This is a genomic window from Rhodanobacter sp. Root480, from assembly GCF_001426645.1.
GTDB classification, from domain to species: domain Bacteria; phylum Pseudomonadota; class Gammaproteobacteria; order Xanthomonadales; family Rhodanobacteraceae; genus Rhodanobacter; species Rhodanobacter ginsenosidimutans.
The window spans coordinates 756,477-769,852 of the sequence record NZ_LMEX01000001.1 but is presented as its reverse complement, the minus strand read 5'-3'; the positions used below and the strand labels follow the sequence as shown (position 1 = coordinate 769,852).

Here is a 13,376-nt window from a genome sequence, read left to right as displayed (position 1 = left end):
GTTGCAGGAGCGCACCCTGTGCGCGAATGCTTTTGGTGACGTGACGAAGAGCGATCGCGCACAGGGTGCGCTCCTACAAGGGTTTGGACGATTCAGTCGGCGAGCTGCTGTCCTCGGGATGGGTATCCTGGCCGGTGACGCTGCGATAGAAGCCGATCGCCAGGATCGTGACCAGGGCGGCCATCAGCACGATAAGCCCTATCCATCGGCGGCGCTTTTTCATGACAGCCTCCTGCTGCGCTTGTGGATCAGGTCGAACATCACGCCATGTCCGCCAGCACGGCGACCACGTCACGCAGGTCGGCCACCAGTTCCGCGTAAGCCTGATGGCGCTGGTCGGGTTTGGGCATGCGCAGCACCGCGGAAGGGTGCCAGGTCGCCATGCCGCGTACATCTTCGCCCAGTTCGCGCCATTGCCCGCGCTCGCGGGTGATGCGAAAAGCATCGCCGAACAGTGTCTGGGCCGCCATCGCGCCCAACCCGATCACCACCCGCGGCTGCACCCGCAGCAGTTCGGCTGCCAGCCACATGCGGCACGCGGCCTGTTCGGAGGCGTTGGCGCGCTTGTGCAATTTGGTGTTGCCACGCATTTCGTATTTGAAATGCTTGACGGTATTGGTGAGGTAAAGCGTGTCGCGATCCAGCCCGGCTTCGCCCAGGGCGCGATCGAGCAAATGTCCGGCCGGCCCCACGAACGGTTTGCCCGATTGATCCTCCTGCAGGCCTGGCTGTTCGCCAATCAACATCGCCTTGGCGGCGGCAGGCCCTTCGCCGAATACGGTTTGCGTGGCATTGCGCCACAGCGGGCAGGCCCGACAGGTTTTCGCCTTGCGGCGCAACGTCACCAGCTTGCCCGTGGGGATTTCCGCCACGGGCTTGGCCAAGGGAAGGTGCCGGGCGTTTCCTGCAGTGCCTGCGGCACGCCCGGACACCAGGGTGGCGGCCTTCATTGGCGCATCCGCCGGTCAGAAAACGCCAAGCAGCAACAACACGATGACAATGATCACGATGATCCCCAACCCGCCCATCGGGCGATAACCCCACGAGCGGCTGTACGGCCAGGTGGGCAACGCGGCAATCAGCAGAATGATCAGCACGATGATCAGCAGAAGTGACATCGACATGGCAGCGTCCTTGAGTGATGAGCGAATGATGCGGGTGCAGGCGTGGCGCCTGTCACGGCATGCACCATGGCAAGCCCCTCGTGCATGCCCCGTCAAAGAAACTTGACGCGACGTCCATGCGAAAAGGCCGAAGCTGCGCGTTCTCCCCACCCCGGAAAAACGCCATGACCGAATCCGAAAAACTCAGCGGCCGCCGTGTTGCCATACTCGCCACCGATGGCTTCGAGCAATCCGAACTGACCGAACCCAAACGCCTGCTGGAAGTGGCCGGCGCCCATGTCGACGTGATCGCGCCAGGCGGCGCCACGCAGATCAAGGGCTGGGACAAGAAGAACTGGGGCGACCCGGTGAACGTGGATGTGGCGCTGAAGGACGCACGGCCGGAAAACTACGACGCGCTGGTATTGCCCGGCGGCGTGATGAATCCGGACAAGCTGCGGCTGGAACCCGATGCGATTGCCTTCATCGTCCGGTTTGGTGAATCAGGCAAACCGATCGCCGCGATCTGCCATGGGCCATGGACGCTGATCGACGCGGGCCTGGTGAAGGGGCGCAAGCTCACCTCGTGGCCGTCGCTGCGCAAGGACCTGGAAAATGCGGGCGCGCAATGGGAAAACAGCGAAGTGGTGCGCGACGGCCAGCTGATCACCAGCCGCAAACCGCAGGACATTCCCGCGTTTTCCGGTGCGGTCATGGCGGCGCTGGAAGAGGTGGGTGGCGCGTAGATCGTTCCTGGCGGTGGATTGCCCTTCGACTTCGCTTCGCTACGCTCAGGGTGATCGGTGGAGTGTGAGGCGCTGATGCTTCACCACCGATCACCCTGAGCGTAGGCCCGCAGGGCCGAAGTCGAAGGGCGCCCTCGAACCTCCCGTCAAGCACACTTACTTGGGCTGATCGGGTTTGCTCTCCGGAACATTCTGCGACTCGTGCGGCGTATCTGCGTCGGGCATTTGCGCGGGATCGTGCTTCGGTCTTGGCTGCGGCTCGGGATAGCCCGAGGTACCTGGTGGTTGTTTTGGTCGATCCGTATCCGGCATGAGCTGCTCCGTTCAGTGGCGGGGGTTTGAATGGACGTCCATATCGGTAGATCAGGCGAGGCGTTTCATCACGTTGTCCAGGTTCTGTTGCACATCGTCGATGCCTTTCCACGGGTCCGAGCGCAGTCGCGCCAGCCGTTTGGGCGTGGAATGGATATCGAAATCGTGGCCGCTTTTCAGCTTGCCCAGTTCGCTCCAGCGCAGCGGCACGGCCACCGGGGCACCGGCACGGGCGCGTAGCGAATACGAGGCCACGCTGGTGGCGCCGCGGCTGTTTCGCAGGTAGTCCACGTAGATCTTGCCGTTGCGCTGCGACTTGGTGGCGGTGGCCACGAAATCCAGCGGATGCGCCTGCGCCAGGGTGGAGGCGAATGCCTGCGCAAAGCCTTTCACCATCGGCCAGGGGCAGCCGGGGTTGAGCGGCACCACTACGTGCAGGCCCTTGCCGCCGGTGGTGCGCAGGAACGATTCCAGCCCCAGTTGGGTGAGCAGCTTGCGCACCAGTCGGGCGGCAGCCACGACGCGCTCCCACGCCACGTTGTCGCCGGGGTCCAGGTCGAACACCACGCGGTTGGCCTTGTCGGGATTCTCCACGGTCGAGCCCCAGGGATGGAATTCCAGCACGCCGAACTGCACCAGCTCGATGATCGAGCTGGCATCCAGCGGATAGATGTAGACGGCTTGCGCGCCAGACTCCTCTTTCAGCTTGGCGCTGCCCACATGCTTCAGGCCCTGCATCAGGTGCTTCTGGAAAAAGCAGGCCTTGCCCGCGCCCTCGGGGCAGCGGATCACCGACGTGGGGCGATCGATCACGCCGGGCAGGAACCACTTCATCACCGCCGTGTAGTAATCGACCACGTCCTGTTTGGTGATGCTGCCTTCGGCAAACACCACGCGGTCGGGGTGGCTGATGGTGATGTCGGCGGATCGGGTGACATCGCCGCGCGGCTTGGCCTTGGCCGCCTTCTTCGTCGCCTTGCTGCGGGTCTTGCCGGTGGCGCGGTCGGAATCGAGCAGGTCGGCGGGGCTTTTGTCGGTACGCATGGTTTTCAGGCTCGGTTGACGCAACAGGTTCTGGTTGCCGATGCCGCGGTAGTACACCTCGGCCACGGCCACCGGCTTGATCCAGCGCGCGTTGCGCAGCAGCGGGTCCACGCCGGCGAGCGCCACCGTGGGCTTCGTGCTGCCTTTCTCGTCCATGGTCTTGCTCAGCGCGCGCAGCTGCTCGTCGGAAAAGCCGCTGCCCACGCGGCCGGCATAGATCCAGCCCGAGGGCGTGTCGGGATCGGGCCGGGCCAGCAGCAGCGAGCCGAAACCGCTGCGGCTGCCCTTGGGTGGCGTGTATCCCACCACGGCGAACTCGTCGCTTTCCAGCCGCTTCACCTTGATCCAGTCGTCGCCCCGGCCCGGGTGATACGTGGACTGCACGCGCTTGCAGATGATGCCTTCCAGTTGCTGCTCGCTGGCCATCTGGAACGCCTGCTCGCCGTTGCCGATGGCATGCGTGCTGAAGGCGAGGTGGCGTGGCGCGTGCGCCGTCAGTTGCTGCAGCAGATCCTTGCGATCGAGCAGGGCGACGCGTGACAGGTCGAAACCCTCGAAGTAGGGCATGTCGAACAGCATGTAGACCAGCGGCGATTGCATCTCGCCGGAGAGGGTTCTCTGCAGCGCGTTGAAATCGCTGCGCCCCTGCGCATCCAGCGCCACCAGCTCGCCATCGAGCTGGGCCGATTGCAGTCCCAGCAACTCCAGCGCCTGCACGATGTCGGGCAGCTTGTCGTTCCAGGGCAGGGCATTGCGCGACCACAGCTTCACCTCGCCATCGGCAATCGCCGTGAGGATGCGGTAGCCGTCCCATTTCACTTCGTGCAGCCAGTCGTCACCGGCCGGCGCCGTGTCGCGCAGGCGCGCCAGTTCGGGTTTGAAGAAATCGTTGCTGGCCTTGGCCTTGCGCGCACCATCCAGCCCGGCGGCGATTTTCGCCAGGCGGGCACGCGGTATCTTTTTCGTGCCCTTGGGAATGGCCTTCTTGCGCGCCGTGGATTTCCTGGCGGCGGCCTTGGTGGCGGGGGTTTTCGCGGCGGCTTTGGTGCTGGCGATCATCTTCTTGTCCAGTAGATCGTCCGCCTCCACGTCGCCCGCGAAGGCATCCTTGGCCTTGATCAGGAACCACGCCGGTTGGCGCTCCTTGCGGCCGCTGCGCACCAGGTGCCAGCCACCCTTGAGCCGCTTGCCGAACAGCTCGAAACGCAGGTGGCCTTTTTGTATCTGCGCTTCGGCGTCGCCTTCGGTGGTCCACACACCCAGGTCGAACTGGTCGACATGGCCTTTGCCATAACCGTGCTCGATATCGCCCTCGAACGTGGCATAGGCCACCGGATGATCTTCCACCTCCACCGCCAGGCGCTTCACTTCCGGGTCGTAACTGGGGCCCTTGGGTACCGCCCAGCTTTTCAGCACGTCGCCCACCTGCAGCCGGAAATCGAAATGGCGGCGGCTGGCGTGATGCAGCTGCACCACGAACAGCGAGCGCCGCTCCGACGCCACCGCAGCGTCCGGCGCGGGTTCGCGGGTCTTGCTGAAGTCGCGCTTGCGGCGGTATTCCTGCAGTTCGGTCATCGTGCCTGTCCGGCGAGTGGTCGCGTATAACGGCAACGGTGTGGTGGTCAGCCGGTGGGCCCGCCCATCACCGGAATCACCGCGCCGGAGATGTAGCTGGCGCACGAGGGCGCGGCCAGGAACACGTAGGCGGGCGCCAGTTCCTCCGGCTGGGCGGGGCGCCCCATCGGGTTGTGCTTGCCGAAATCCTTCACCTTCTCCGCGGGTTTGTCAGCGGGATTCAACGGCGTCCACACCGGGCCCGGCGCCACCGCGTTCACGCGGATACCGCGCGACACCAGGTTGGACGCCAGTGCCTTGGTGAATGCATGGATGCCGCCCTTGGTCATCGAGTAATCCAGCAACTTGCTGCTGCCGAACAGGCCGGTTTCCGATCCGGTGTTGATGATCGAATCGCCGCTGCCCAGGTGCGGGGACGCGGCGCGCGCCATGTAGAAATAGCCGTACAGGTTGGTGCGCAGGGTCTGGTCCAGATGCTCGTCGGTGACGTCCTCGATGGATTCGGCGTGCTGCTGGAACGCGGCGTTGTTGACCAGGATCGACAGCTTGCCGAACGCCTTCACCGTTTTCTCCACCGCGCTCTTGCAGAACTTCGCGTCCCTCACGTCGCCACGGATCAGCAGGCAGCGCTGGCCTTCCGCCTCCACGTAATCGCGGGTTTCGGCGGCATCCTCGTCCTCGCACAGATACACCACGGCCACGTCGGCACCCTCGCGGGCAAACAGCACGGCCACGGCGCGACCGATACCCGAGTCGCCCCCGGTGACGATGGCGGTCATGCCGGTCAGCTTGCCGCTGCCGGCATAGGTGGGGGCGGTGAATTGGGGCCGCGGGTCCAGATCCTTTTCGCTGCCGGGCTTGCTTTGATGCTGCTTCGGCAACGGGTTTTCCGGCTTCTTGCGCTCGGCGGTTTGTGGTGCACTTTTTTTGGCGGCTTTTGCCGATTTGGCAGGCTTGTCCTGGTCCCTGCGTTCCACGCCGCGCTGGATATCCCGCGCTTTCTCCGCGGTCTTGCGGGTACGGGCTTTATGCGGGGTGTTCTTGCTGGTGGCCATGGTGAAACCCGTGCGGTGGCAGGACGTTCGACGCTATCCAGCGCCACGTTGATCCGGGGTGAAAACTTGACAGCCTCTCCACGGGTCAATGGCCATAGTCGGTGGGCGAATCCCTCGCCGGAGCACACACCATGGCGCGTCCCATCTGGACCGGAACCCTCTCCTTCGGATTGCTCAACGTGCCCGTCTCGCTGATGTCGGGCGAGCGCAGCGTGGATCTGCATTTCCGCATGCTGGACAACCGCAGCAACACACCGGTGCGCTACGAGCGCGTCAACGCGGAAACCGGCGAGGAGGTGCCGTGGAAGGAAATCGTCAAGGCGTTCGAGTACGAGAAGGGAAGCTATGTCGTGCTGGAGCCCGATGACATCAAGTCGGCATCCTCCGAAGGGCGCGAGGCGGTGGAGGTGAAGACCTTCGTGGATGCGGGCTCGATCGGGCCGGAGTATTTCGAGAAGCCGTACATCCTGGTGCCCGGCAAGAAGGCCGAGAAGGGCTACGTACTGCTGCGCGAGACGCTCAAGCGCACCGGCAAGATCGGCATTGCGCGGGTGGTGATCCGCACCCGCGAATATCTTTCAGCCGTTATGCCGCGCGACAACGGCCTGCTGCTGATGCTGCTGCGCTACCCGCAGGAGCTGGTCGACGCCAGCGACTACAAGATCCCCGAGGGCGACGTGTCGGACTACCGCATCACGTCCAAGGAAATGGAAATGGCCGAGCAGCTGATCGATTCGATGAGCGACGAGTGGACGCCCGGCGATTACCGCGACGAATTCCGTGAGCGCCTGCGCGCGGTGATCGAGAAGCGCATGAAATCCAAGGGCGTGGTCACACCGCCGACCGAGGATGAAGGTGAGGCACCCGAGAACGCCAGCACCAACGTGGTCGACTTCATGGCTTTGCTGCAGAAAAGCCTGGAAACGAAGCACCGCACGCCGGCCAGCAAGGCAGCGGGAAAGAAGACGGCTGAAAAGAAGGCGCCGCGCAAGGCGGCGGCCAAGAAGTCGGCCAGCAAGAAGAAGCCAGCGGTAAAGACGGCCAAAAAAACCACGCGTCGCAAATCGGCCTGAGGTCTGACGTTTATGGCGTCAGTCGCCGGCTGCCAGCGCGCAGGGGGCGCTCGGGCAGGTCAGGGTTGTGCGGTTCGACGGGTGGCAGCTCGGGTTCCGGCGGCGTCTGTGCCGGTTCACCCGGTCGGGTGGGATCGGGTGGCGTGGGCGGGGGTGGACCGGGCGGCACGTACTTCATGTCGCTGCTCGCGAAGCGGGTCATCAGGGAGGGGCCATTGAAGATAGTCATCGATTACCTCGCAGGTTGGTGCAGCGCTGAAAGCAGGGGGCGTCGGCGTTTGTCGCACCGACCACCACACGATGGGCGGCGCAAACGACACAGTGTCGCCATCCAGGTTTGTGCTGCGTGATGAATGAGCCGCGCAGCCGTTCATTGTCGAGGCCGCTCATCAACAACGCGTACACGACGCGCTGACTAGATTGCGAACTCCCCATCCCCGGAGTCCGAAACAAGATGAATCGAGGTTTCTCCACTTGCGCGCATCGTCGCGCTCGCAGCCTGCTGTTGTTTCCGCTGGCCATGATGAGTACCGCAGCATTGGCCCAACACTCGCCCGCACTCGATCGCGCCAGTTTGTGGGTGGGTGGCTATTACACGCACATGGACACGGTGATTGGCGCCAGCGACAAGAGCGGTAACCACTACGGTTCGGTGGATCTGGAGAACGACCTCGGCTTCGACTCCCACAAGACCACACCACGCGCCAGGCTGGATTTCCTGATCGGCGACCATCAGGGCTTTTCGTTCGACTATTACGACGCCCGACGCACCCGCACCAAATCGATGACGCGCGATTTCTCCTACGGCGGCACCAACTACATCGCCTCGGCATCGGCCCGCGGCAAGCTCAATTTCAATTTCGGCAGTGCTGCCTATCGCTGGTGGATGGGTAGTGGCAACGACGTCTTCGGCATCGGCTTGGGTGCGGCCTACTACGGCGTGCATGCGAGCATCAGCGGCGAAGCGCGGCTCAACGACGAAGTGGTGCAGGCATCGAGCAGTTCCAGCGAAAACGCCTGGGCGCCGATGCTGCAGCTGGGCTGGCGGCATGCCTTTGCCAACACCATGCGCATGTACGTCGACCTCTCCGGCGTCAAGCGCAACAGCAGCCGCCTGGGCGGCCATATCTACAACGCATCGGTAGGGTTTGAATGGTTTCCCTGGGAGCACGTGGGCCTGGGCGCCGAGTACGGATACAGCAGGATTTCCCTGCACCAGCATCGCGAGCACTTCAATGACGGCCTGGACATGAAGTTCTCGGGTCCGTCGCTGTTTGCGCGCTTCAGGTTCTGAAGGCCGCCCCCATCCGCCCTGCCGGGCACCTTCCCCCGTTGCACGGGGGAAGGAAGCAGTCATACCCTCGAAACAGCAAGCGTCCTTCCCCCGCTTGCGGGGGAAGGTGCCCGATAGGGCGGAAGGGGGCGCTCCACGCTACCTGCGCAATTCACGCTCCACGTCATCGGCCATCACGCCAACCTTGTCGACGGCGGCGCGCAATTGCTGCGGCGTCACGTTCCACTTGTTAGTCCAGTACCGCACTTCGTAATCCTCGCCCACGTTCACGCGCTGGGCGTCGGCGGGCGTGCGCAGGGTCTTGTCGTCGCTCATCGTGTCATCCTCGGGGAAGGGGATGGCAGATGTTGCATACCGCCAGTGAAAGCATGGTCGATGGGCTTGCAGACTCAGCCTGGCGGATGGGTGTCGTCTGTCTTGTCGGCCTGGGGTTGGGGCCTCACCGGTTCGCCGCGGGCCAGGGACAGGCCGTGGGTAAGTTCGGCACCCACCAGCACGATGATGGCGGCGTAATAGACCCATGTAAGCAGCACCACCAGCGCGCCGGCCGGGCCGTAGGCGCCGCCCACGCTGGCGTGCTGGATATAGAGGTCGATCACGTATTTGCCCGCGATGAACAGTACTGTCGTCAGCAGCGCGCCACGCCACGCGTCCGCCCAGGCGATGTGGGCATCAGGCAATACGCGGTACATCGCACCGAACGCGGCAATGAACACCAGCAGCGAGATGACCCGCTCGGCAATGATCCAGGCCAGCGAGTCGGCGGGCACGAAAATGTGGATCAGGGTGCTCACCACGAATGACACGATCAGCAGGAAGGCGATACCCACCAGCAGGCTGATGGCGCGCGCCCGGGCCCACAGCCACGCCGTGATCGCCTTGCCCGGTTTCGCCTCGATATCCCAGATCGCGTTCAACGACTCCTGAAATTGCGCGAACACCACGGAGGCACTGAACAGGGTGATGCCCAGACCGACGATGCCCGCGATATTGCCCAGCGTGGGTTGCGATTCCGCGTTCTGCAGCACCAGGGTGATGGCGCCCGCGGCCTTCTCGCCCAGCATGGAAGCGAGGCCATCGGTGAGCTGCCCCTGCCACTCCGGACGAAGCGCGGCCAGCACCCACAGCAGCAACACGATCAATGGCGCGAACGACAGGGCGGAGTAGAACGCGATGGCCGCCGCGCGGGTCAACAGCGCATCTTCACCGACACCGCTGATGGCCTTGCGTACGGCGACGACGAATTGCGATACACGCATGAGGGTCCCTCATCAGGCAGTAGGCATGAAATCGCACACGGACAGTGAACGCGGCGTTTGCCAGCGGGAGCGTTGGGTGGGCGGGTGACGCCGGGGGGGATTCGCCATGCCCGGAGCGGTCGCTCGACGGGTTTGTGCGATGGCCTGGTTGAAACCGGCCTCGCGGAAAGCGTTTGGGCCCTGGGGGAAGGACGGCCAGGGGCCGTCCCTCCCGCGAGATCGATCAGGCCGCGTGCAGCATCTTCTTCAGGTCGCGCATCTGGTCGTGACCATTGCGCACGGAAACGTAGACGTCACTGATGGCGGACATCGCCGGTGGCGACAATTCGTTGTCGTTCATGGCGTCCTCGAACTTGTGCTTGATGTGGTCCTCGCCGCGTTCCACTTCGTCGACAACGGCGGTGTTGTCCGCTGAAGTGACGCTGGTACGCAGGTTCACAAACATGCGGTGGGCCGATGCGAGCACCGTGCCATCGTCCTTGGGCTTGCCACCCAGCGATCGCACGCATTGCTGCAGGGTCGAGGCGGCCAGGCGGCGTTCGCCGGCGCGCCCCTGGAACAGCGAGACGAGCTGCGTGCTCTTGGCGTCCTTCGCCGCTTCGGCATAGCCTTCGGCGCTGTCCAGGGTGGTTTCGACAAGGCTGTTCAACACCTTGATGTCGTGATCATTGTTCATGTGTTGCTCTCCTTTGTGCCAGGCGTCGGGCGCCTGCCGGGTTGGGGCGAGGGGGAGTCGCCGTGCCGGATCAGTAGACAAGCGCACGCGTGACGACGATGGCTAGGCAATGTTCAACACCTGTCATGTCGTTGGGCGCGGTTGATTACGGTTCATGACACGTACTTTTGACGGGCCATTGATGCTGGATGGGCAAGGCTGGCGATCCTCCCAATGCATCCACCTCGACATGGATGTCGGCGAGCTTCGCCGACAGCTCCCCGGGACCTTCCAGTACGGCCGGTGATCGGTCGGGTCCCTTCGTCGACATGGCCAGCGCCTGCCGGCAGCACGTGACCGGTCACTCATGGATGAACAGGCAACGATGTAATTCGAGGCCCACCTGCCACAGGAGAGCTCCATGTTCGCCCACAACAAGCGTTTGCAATATTCCGTTCGCGTTTCCGAGTGCAACCCCGGCCTCGCGAACCTGATGCTGGAACAATTCGGTGGCCCGCAAGGCGAACTCGCCGCTGCGATGCGCTACTTCACCCAGGCTCTTGCCGAGGACGATGCAGGGCGCAAGGACATGCTGCTGGACATTGCCACCGAGGAACTGAGCCACCTGGAGATCATCGGCACGATCGTGGCCATGCTCAACAAGGGCGCCAAGGGCAAGCTGGCCGAAGCCGTCGAGGAGGAAGCCGAACTGTTCCGCTCGCTGCAAGGAGCCGGCAACGATTCGCATGTCACCCAGGTGCTGTACGGCGGCGGACCGGCGCTCACCAATTCAGGCGGCCAGCTGTGGACCGCCGGTTACATCGACAGCATCGGTGAACCCACGGCCGACCTTCGCTCCAACATCGCCGCCGAGGCGCGCGCCAAGATCGTCTACGAGCGCCTGATCAATGTCACCGCCGACCCGGGAGTGAAGGAGGCACTGGGGTTTCTGATGACGCGGGAAATGTCGCATCAGAAATCGTTCGAGAAGGCGCTGTACTCGATCGAGCCGAACTTCCCGCCGGGCAAGCTGCCGGGGATGCCTGAATTCGCCAGTGTCTACGTGAACACCTCCCAGGGCGAAGGCGACATGCGCGGCTCCTGGAACAGTGACGACAACTTCGACTACCTCAGCGATCGCGAGCGGTTCCTGGCGATGGATGGCGGCAGCGGCCTGCCCGAAGTCACGCTTGCCGCGGATGAGCAGAAGGCGCTCAACCGGATGGCCAAGCGCACCACGTCCGATCCCAAGGCCGACCCACGTACCGGTGTCGATCTGGGATCCGCCAAAAAGACCAAACGCAAGTAAATCGACCACCTGCCCGGGCCGCGAACCGGCCCGGGCGCGGCAGCATCAACCGAAGGCCGTATCCAGCATCATCATCATCACGAAACCGACCATCAGGCCGCCAGTGGCGAAATTCTCGTGACCCTGGCGGTGTGACTCGGGGATGATTTCGTGGCTCACCACGAACAGCATCGCACCGGCGGCGAAGCCCAGCCCGACCGGCAGCAGCAGCGGGAAATCGACCACCACGCCGGCGCCTATCACCGCACCCACCGGTTCGATCAGGCCCGAGGCCATGCCCACCATCACCGAATAGCCGCGCGCATAGCCGGCGGCCATCAGCGCCACCGCCACCACCAGCCCTTCGGGTATGTCCTGGATCGCGATACCGGTGGCCAGCGCCAGGCCGTGTGCCGTATCGGTGCCGGCAAAGCCCACGCCGATGGCCAGGCCCTCGGGCAGGTTGTGCAGGCAGATGGCGAACACGAACAGCCACGCGCGCTTGATCCGCTGCGAGGAAAGCCCCTCCGGGCCCTTGATGAAATGCTCGTGCGGCACGACGCGGTCCAGCAACAGCAGCAACGACGCGCCGACCAGGATCGACGCCGCCACGATTCCGCCCGCATGCCACGGCCCGGCGCCATGGCTTTGCGCCGCGTGGATGCCGGGCAGGGCCAGCGAGAATGCGCTGGCCGCCAGCATCACGCCGGCGCCGAAACCGAACATGGTGTCCTGCGTGCGTTGCGCGATGGTGCGCGCGAACAGCGCCGGCAAGGTGCCTGCCGCCGTGGCCGCCGCCGCCACGCAGCCGCTCAGAAATGCCGCAAGTACCGGGGAGAGGGAGGGAATCACGCCTGGCCAGTTTGCGCCGGAGGCGCCGGCGGGGGCAATGGGTTGTGCATGCGGGTTCCCCTTCGGAGCGTTGGAGCGCGCGCAAGCATGGCGCCGGGGGAATCTCCGGGGCGTGAATGTGTACGGCGACACCTCGGCCAATCATCAGGAACCGGAGGCAACCATGGGAGAGCAGTCACACCTCTCCGGCAGGCTGGAGATTTGTTCTCCCGTTCGCAGCCCGCTTCGGCGCGGTTGTGATTGACGCGGCTTTGATCCGGCGTAAGGGAACCTCATGGCTCCCACCACCTCACCAGGACACGTTATGGATGCCATCAAACTGCTCACCCAGGATCATCAGGCCGTTCGCACCCTGCTGAGCGAACTGGCCGAGACGACGACGCGCGCGGTGAAGAAGCGCGGCGAACTTCTATCGCAGATCGCCACGCAGCTGAAGGCGCACACCACCATCGAGGAAGAGATTTTCTACCCCGCATTCAAGGCGGCGGGCGAAAAGTCCGACGATGCCAAGATGTACTTCGAGGCGATGGAGGAACACCGCGCCGCCGGCGATCTGGTGTTGCCCGACCTGCAAGGTACGGCTCCGGACAGCGAGAAATTCTCCGGTCGTGCCAAGGTGCTCAAGGAACTGGTCGAACACCACGCCGACGAGGAAGAGAAGGAGATGTTCAAGCGCGCGAAGAAACTGATGAGCGCAGCGGAACTGAAGACCCTGGGTGAGCAGATGGAAACGCGCAAGGCCGAGCTGCTGAAGCAGTTCAAGAGCGAAGCGAAAGCGGCGGCATAGACGGCCGAAACGGGGGGGCGCCCCCGGCGGGCGGCCCTGAATACCGGGCTGAGCTAGACGGAGCAAGTCATGAATGCACAACGCGTCCCATCAAGCCACATGCAAGGTGCACGATCGTGACGCCGCTGGATCGACCGCTGAAGCGTTCGCTTGCCGTGGGTGACGCGGCGTATACGCTCACCATCGACCCGCAGGGGCTGAAGCTGGTGGAGAAGGGCCGCCGCAAAGGACTGGAGCTGTACTGGTCCGACCTGGTGAATGGCGATGCGGCGCTGGCGGCTGCGCTCAACGCCGCCGCAGCCGCAACGCCTTCGCCCTGATCCCGGGCGAGGC

General features: G+C 64.1%; 16 protein-coding genes. 6 read left to right on the top strand and 10 right to left on the bottom strand.

Annotated elements, in window-relative coordinates:
• Window positions 1-73 precede the first annotated feature (73 nt).
• From ASD22_RS16610 to ASD22_RS16300, 3 genes are read right to left on the bottom strand one after another with little or no spacing between them, the layout of a single operon-like run.
• Complete coding sequence (locus ASD22_RS16610; RefSeq protein WP_156458326.1) at window positions 74-223, bottom strand: hypothetical protein; 150 nt, start codon at window positions 221-223, stop codon at window positions 74-76.
• A 37-nt stretch (window positions 224-260) separates the two neighbouring features.
• Window positions 261-950: a UdgX family uracil-DNA binding protein gene (locus ASD22_RS03705; protein WP_056079052.1), complete on the bottom strand. Its 690-nt coding sequence runs from the start codon at window positions 948-950 to the stop codon at window positions 261-263.
• A 15-nt stretch (window positions 951-965) separates the two neighbouring features.
• Complete coding sequence (locus ASD22_RS16300; RefSeq protein ID WP_200945348.1) at window positions 966-1,118, bottom strand: DUF3309 family protein; 153 nt, start codon at window positions 1,116-1,118, stop codon at window positions 966-968.
• A 170-nt stretch (window positions 1,119-1,288) separates the two neighbouring features.
• Here ASD22_RS16300 and ASD22_RS03700 point away from each other — a divergent pair, with 170 nt between their 5' ends.
• Entirely contained in the window at window positions 1,289-1,849 is a 561-nt protein-coding gene (locus ASD22_RS03700; protein WP_056079049.1) for a type 1 glutamine amidotransferase domain-containing protein, read from the top strand.
• A gap of 363 nt (window positions 1,850-2,212) precedes the next feature.
• On the opposite strand, the gene ligD is transcribed toward ASD22_RS03700, so the two are convergent.
• Window positions 2,213-4,780, bottom strand: a complete 2,568-nt coding sequence (gene ligD, locus ASD22_RS03695) for a DNA ligase D (protein ID WP_056079046.1) — start codon at window positions 4,778-4,780, stop codon at window positions 2,213-2,215.
• A gap of 47 nt (window positions 4,781-4,827) precedes the next feature.
• The gene (locus ASD22_RS03690) at window positions 4,828-5,835 is read right to left on the bottom strand and encodes an SDR family oxidoreductase (protein WP_056079043.1); all 1,008 of its coding nucleotides are present in this window, start codon (window positions 5,833-5,835) and stop codon (window positions 4,828-4,830) included.
• Window positions 5,836-5,966: 131 nt separating this feature from the next.
• Here ASD22_RS03690 and ASD22_RS03685 point away from each other — a divergent pair, with 131 nt between their 5' ends.
• The gene (locus tag ASD22_RS03685) at window positions 5,967-6,908 is read left to right on the top strand and encodes a Ku protein (RefSeq protein WP_056079040.1); all 942 of its coding nucleotides are present in this window, start codon (window positions 5,967-5,969) and stop codon (window positions 6,906-6,908) included.
• 10 nt (window positions 6,909-6,918) lie between these two features.
• Here the strand turns inward: ASD22_RS03685 and ASD22_RS16605 are convergent, their stop codons facing one another.
• Window positions 6,919-7,137 (bottom strand): hypothetical protein, encoded by a 219-nt coding sequence (locus ASD22_RS16605; protein WP_156458934.1) that lies wholly within the window; start codon window positions 7,135-7,137, stop codon window positions 6,919-6,921.
• A 225-nt stretch (window positions 7,138-7,362) separates the two neighbouring features.
• On the opposite strand from ASD22_RS16605, the gene ASD22_RS03680 reads away from it, so the two are divergent.
• Window positions 7,363-8,202: an autotransporter outer membrane beta-barrel domain-containing protein gene (locus ASD22_RS03680; protein ID WP_235577500.1), complete on the top strand. Its 840-nt coding sequence runs from the start codon at window positions 7,363-7,365 to the stop codon at window positions 8,200-8,202.
• A gap of 138 nt (window positions 8,203-8,340) precedes the next feature.
• Here the strand turns inward: ASD22_RS03680 and ASD22_RS16295 are convergent, their stop codons facing one another.
• The 3 genes from ASD22_RS16295 to ASD22_RS03670 all read right to left on the bottom strand — a co-directional run bounded on the left by ASD22_RS16295 (window position 8,341) and on the right by ASD22_RS03670 (window position 10,137).
• The gene (locus ASD22_RS16295; RefSeq protein ID WP_082520106.1) at window positions 8,341-8,517 is read right to left on the bottom strand and encodes a DUF3606 domain-containing protein; all 177 of its coding nucleotides are present in this window, start codon (window positions 8,515-8,517) and stop codon (window positions 8,341-8,343) included.
• A 74-nt stretch (window positions 8,518-8,591) separates the two neighbouring features.
• Entirely contained in the window at window positions 8,592-9,461 is an 870-nt protein-coding gene (locus ASD22_RS03675) for a YihY/virulence factor BrkB family protein (RefSeq protein WP_056079037.1), read from the bottom strand.
• A gap of 223 nt (window positions 9,462-9,684) precedes the next feature.
• Window positions 9,685-10,137, bottom strand: a complete 453-nt coding sequence (locus tag ASD22_RS03670) for a PA2169 family four-helix-bundle protein (RefSeq protein WP_056079035.1) — start codon at window positions 10,135-10,137, stop codon at window positions 9,685-9,687.
• A 400-nt stretch (window positions 10,138-10,537) separates the two neighbouring features.
• Between ASD22_RS03670 and ASD22_RS03665 the strand changes: the two genes are divergently transcribed.
• Window positions 10,538-11,425, top strand: a complete 888-nt coding sequence (locus tag ASD22_RS03665) for a manganese catalase family protein (protein WP_056079032.1) — start codon at window positions 10,538-10,540, stop codon at window positions 11,423-11,425.
• Window positions 11,426-11,470: 45 nt separating this feature from the next.
• On the opposite strand, the gene ASD22_RS03660 is transcribed toward ASD22_RS03665, so the two are convergent.
• Window positions 11,471-12,256 carry a ZIP family metal transporter gene (locus tag ASD22_RS03660; protein ID WP_056079027.1) on the bottom strand — a complete coding sequence of 262 codons (786 nt, stop codon included), beginning with the start codon at window positions 12,254-12,256 and terminating at the stop codon, window positions 11,471-11,473.
• A 304-nt stretch (window positions 12,257-12,560) separates the two neighbouring features.
• Here ASD22_RS03660 and ASD22_RS03655 point away from each other — a divergent pair, with 304 nt between their 5' ends.
• Together ASD22_RS03655 and ASD22_RS03650 are read left to right on the top strand one after the other, a co-directional pair.
• A complete protein-coding gene (locus ASD22_RS03655; RefSeq protein ID WP_056079024.1) occupies window positions 12,561-13,043 on the top strand; it encodes a hemerythrin domain-containing protein in 483 nt (160 codons plus the stop codon).
• Window positions 13,044-13,159: 116 nt separating this feature from the next.
• Entirely contained in the window at window positions 13,160-13,363 is a 204-nt protein-coding gene (locus tag ASD22_RS03650; RefSeq protein WP_056079021.1) for a hypothetical protein, read from the top strand.
• Window positions 13,364-13,376: the final 13 nt, after the last annotated feature.

Coding starts and splice junctions, on each gene's coding strand:
- ASD22_RS16610 (WP_156458326.1), bottom strand. CDS start 223: ATGAAAAAGCGCCGCCGATGGATAGGGCTTATCGTGCTGATGGCCGCC.
- ASD22_RS03705 (WP_056079052.1), bottom strand. CDS start 950: ATGAAGGCCGCCACCCTGGTGTCCGGGCGTGCCGCAGGCACTGCAGGA.
- ASD22_RS16300 (WP_200945348.1), bottom strand. CDS start 1,118: ATGTCACTTCTGCTGATCATCGTGCTGATCATTCTGCTGATTGCCGCG.
- ASD22_RS03700 (WP_056079049.1), top strand. CDS start 1,289: ATGACCGAATCCGAAAAACTCAGCGGCCGCCGTGTTGCCATACTCGCC.
- ligD (WP_056079046.1), bottom strand. CDS start 4,780: ATGACCGAACTGCAGGAATACCGCCGCAAGCGCGACTTCAGCAAGACC.
- ASD22_RS03690 (WP_056079043.1), bottom strand. CDS start 5,835: ATGGCCACCAGCAAGAACACCCCGCATAAAGCCCGTACCCGCAAGACC.
- ASD22_RS03685 (WP_056079040.1), top strand. CDS start 5,967: ATGGCGCGTCCCATCTGGACCGGAACCCTCTCCTTCGGATTGCTCAAC.
- ASD22_RS16605 (WP_156458934.1), bottom strand. CDS start 7,137: ATGACTATCTTCAATGGCCCCTCCCTGATGACCCGCTTCGCGAGCAGC.
- ASD22_RS03680 (WP_235577500.1), top strand. CDS start 7,363: ATGAATCGAGGTTTCTCCACTTGCGCGCATCGTCGCGCTCGCAGCCTG.
- ASD22_RS16295 (WP_082520106.1), bottom strand. CDS start 8,517: ATGAGCGACGACAAGACCCTGCGCACGCCCGCCGACGCCCAGCGCGTG.
- ASD22_RS03675 (WP_056079037.1), bottom strand. CDS start 9,461: ATGCGTGTATCGCAATTCGTCGTCGCCGTACGCAAGGCCATCAGCGGT.
- ASD22_RS03670 (WP_056079035.1), bottom strand. CDS start 10,137: ATGAACAATGATCACGACATCAAGGTGTTGAACAGCCTTGTCGAAACC.
- ASD22_RS03665 (WP_056079032.1), top strand. CDS start 10,538: ATGTTCGCCCACAACAAGCGTTTGCAATATTCCGTTCGCGTTTCCGAG.
- ASD22_RS03655 (WP_056079024.1), top strand. CDS start 12,561: ATGGATGCCATCAAACTGCTCACCCAGGATCATCAGGCCGTTCGCACC.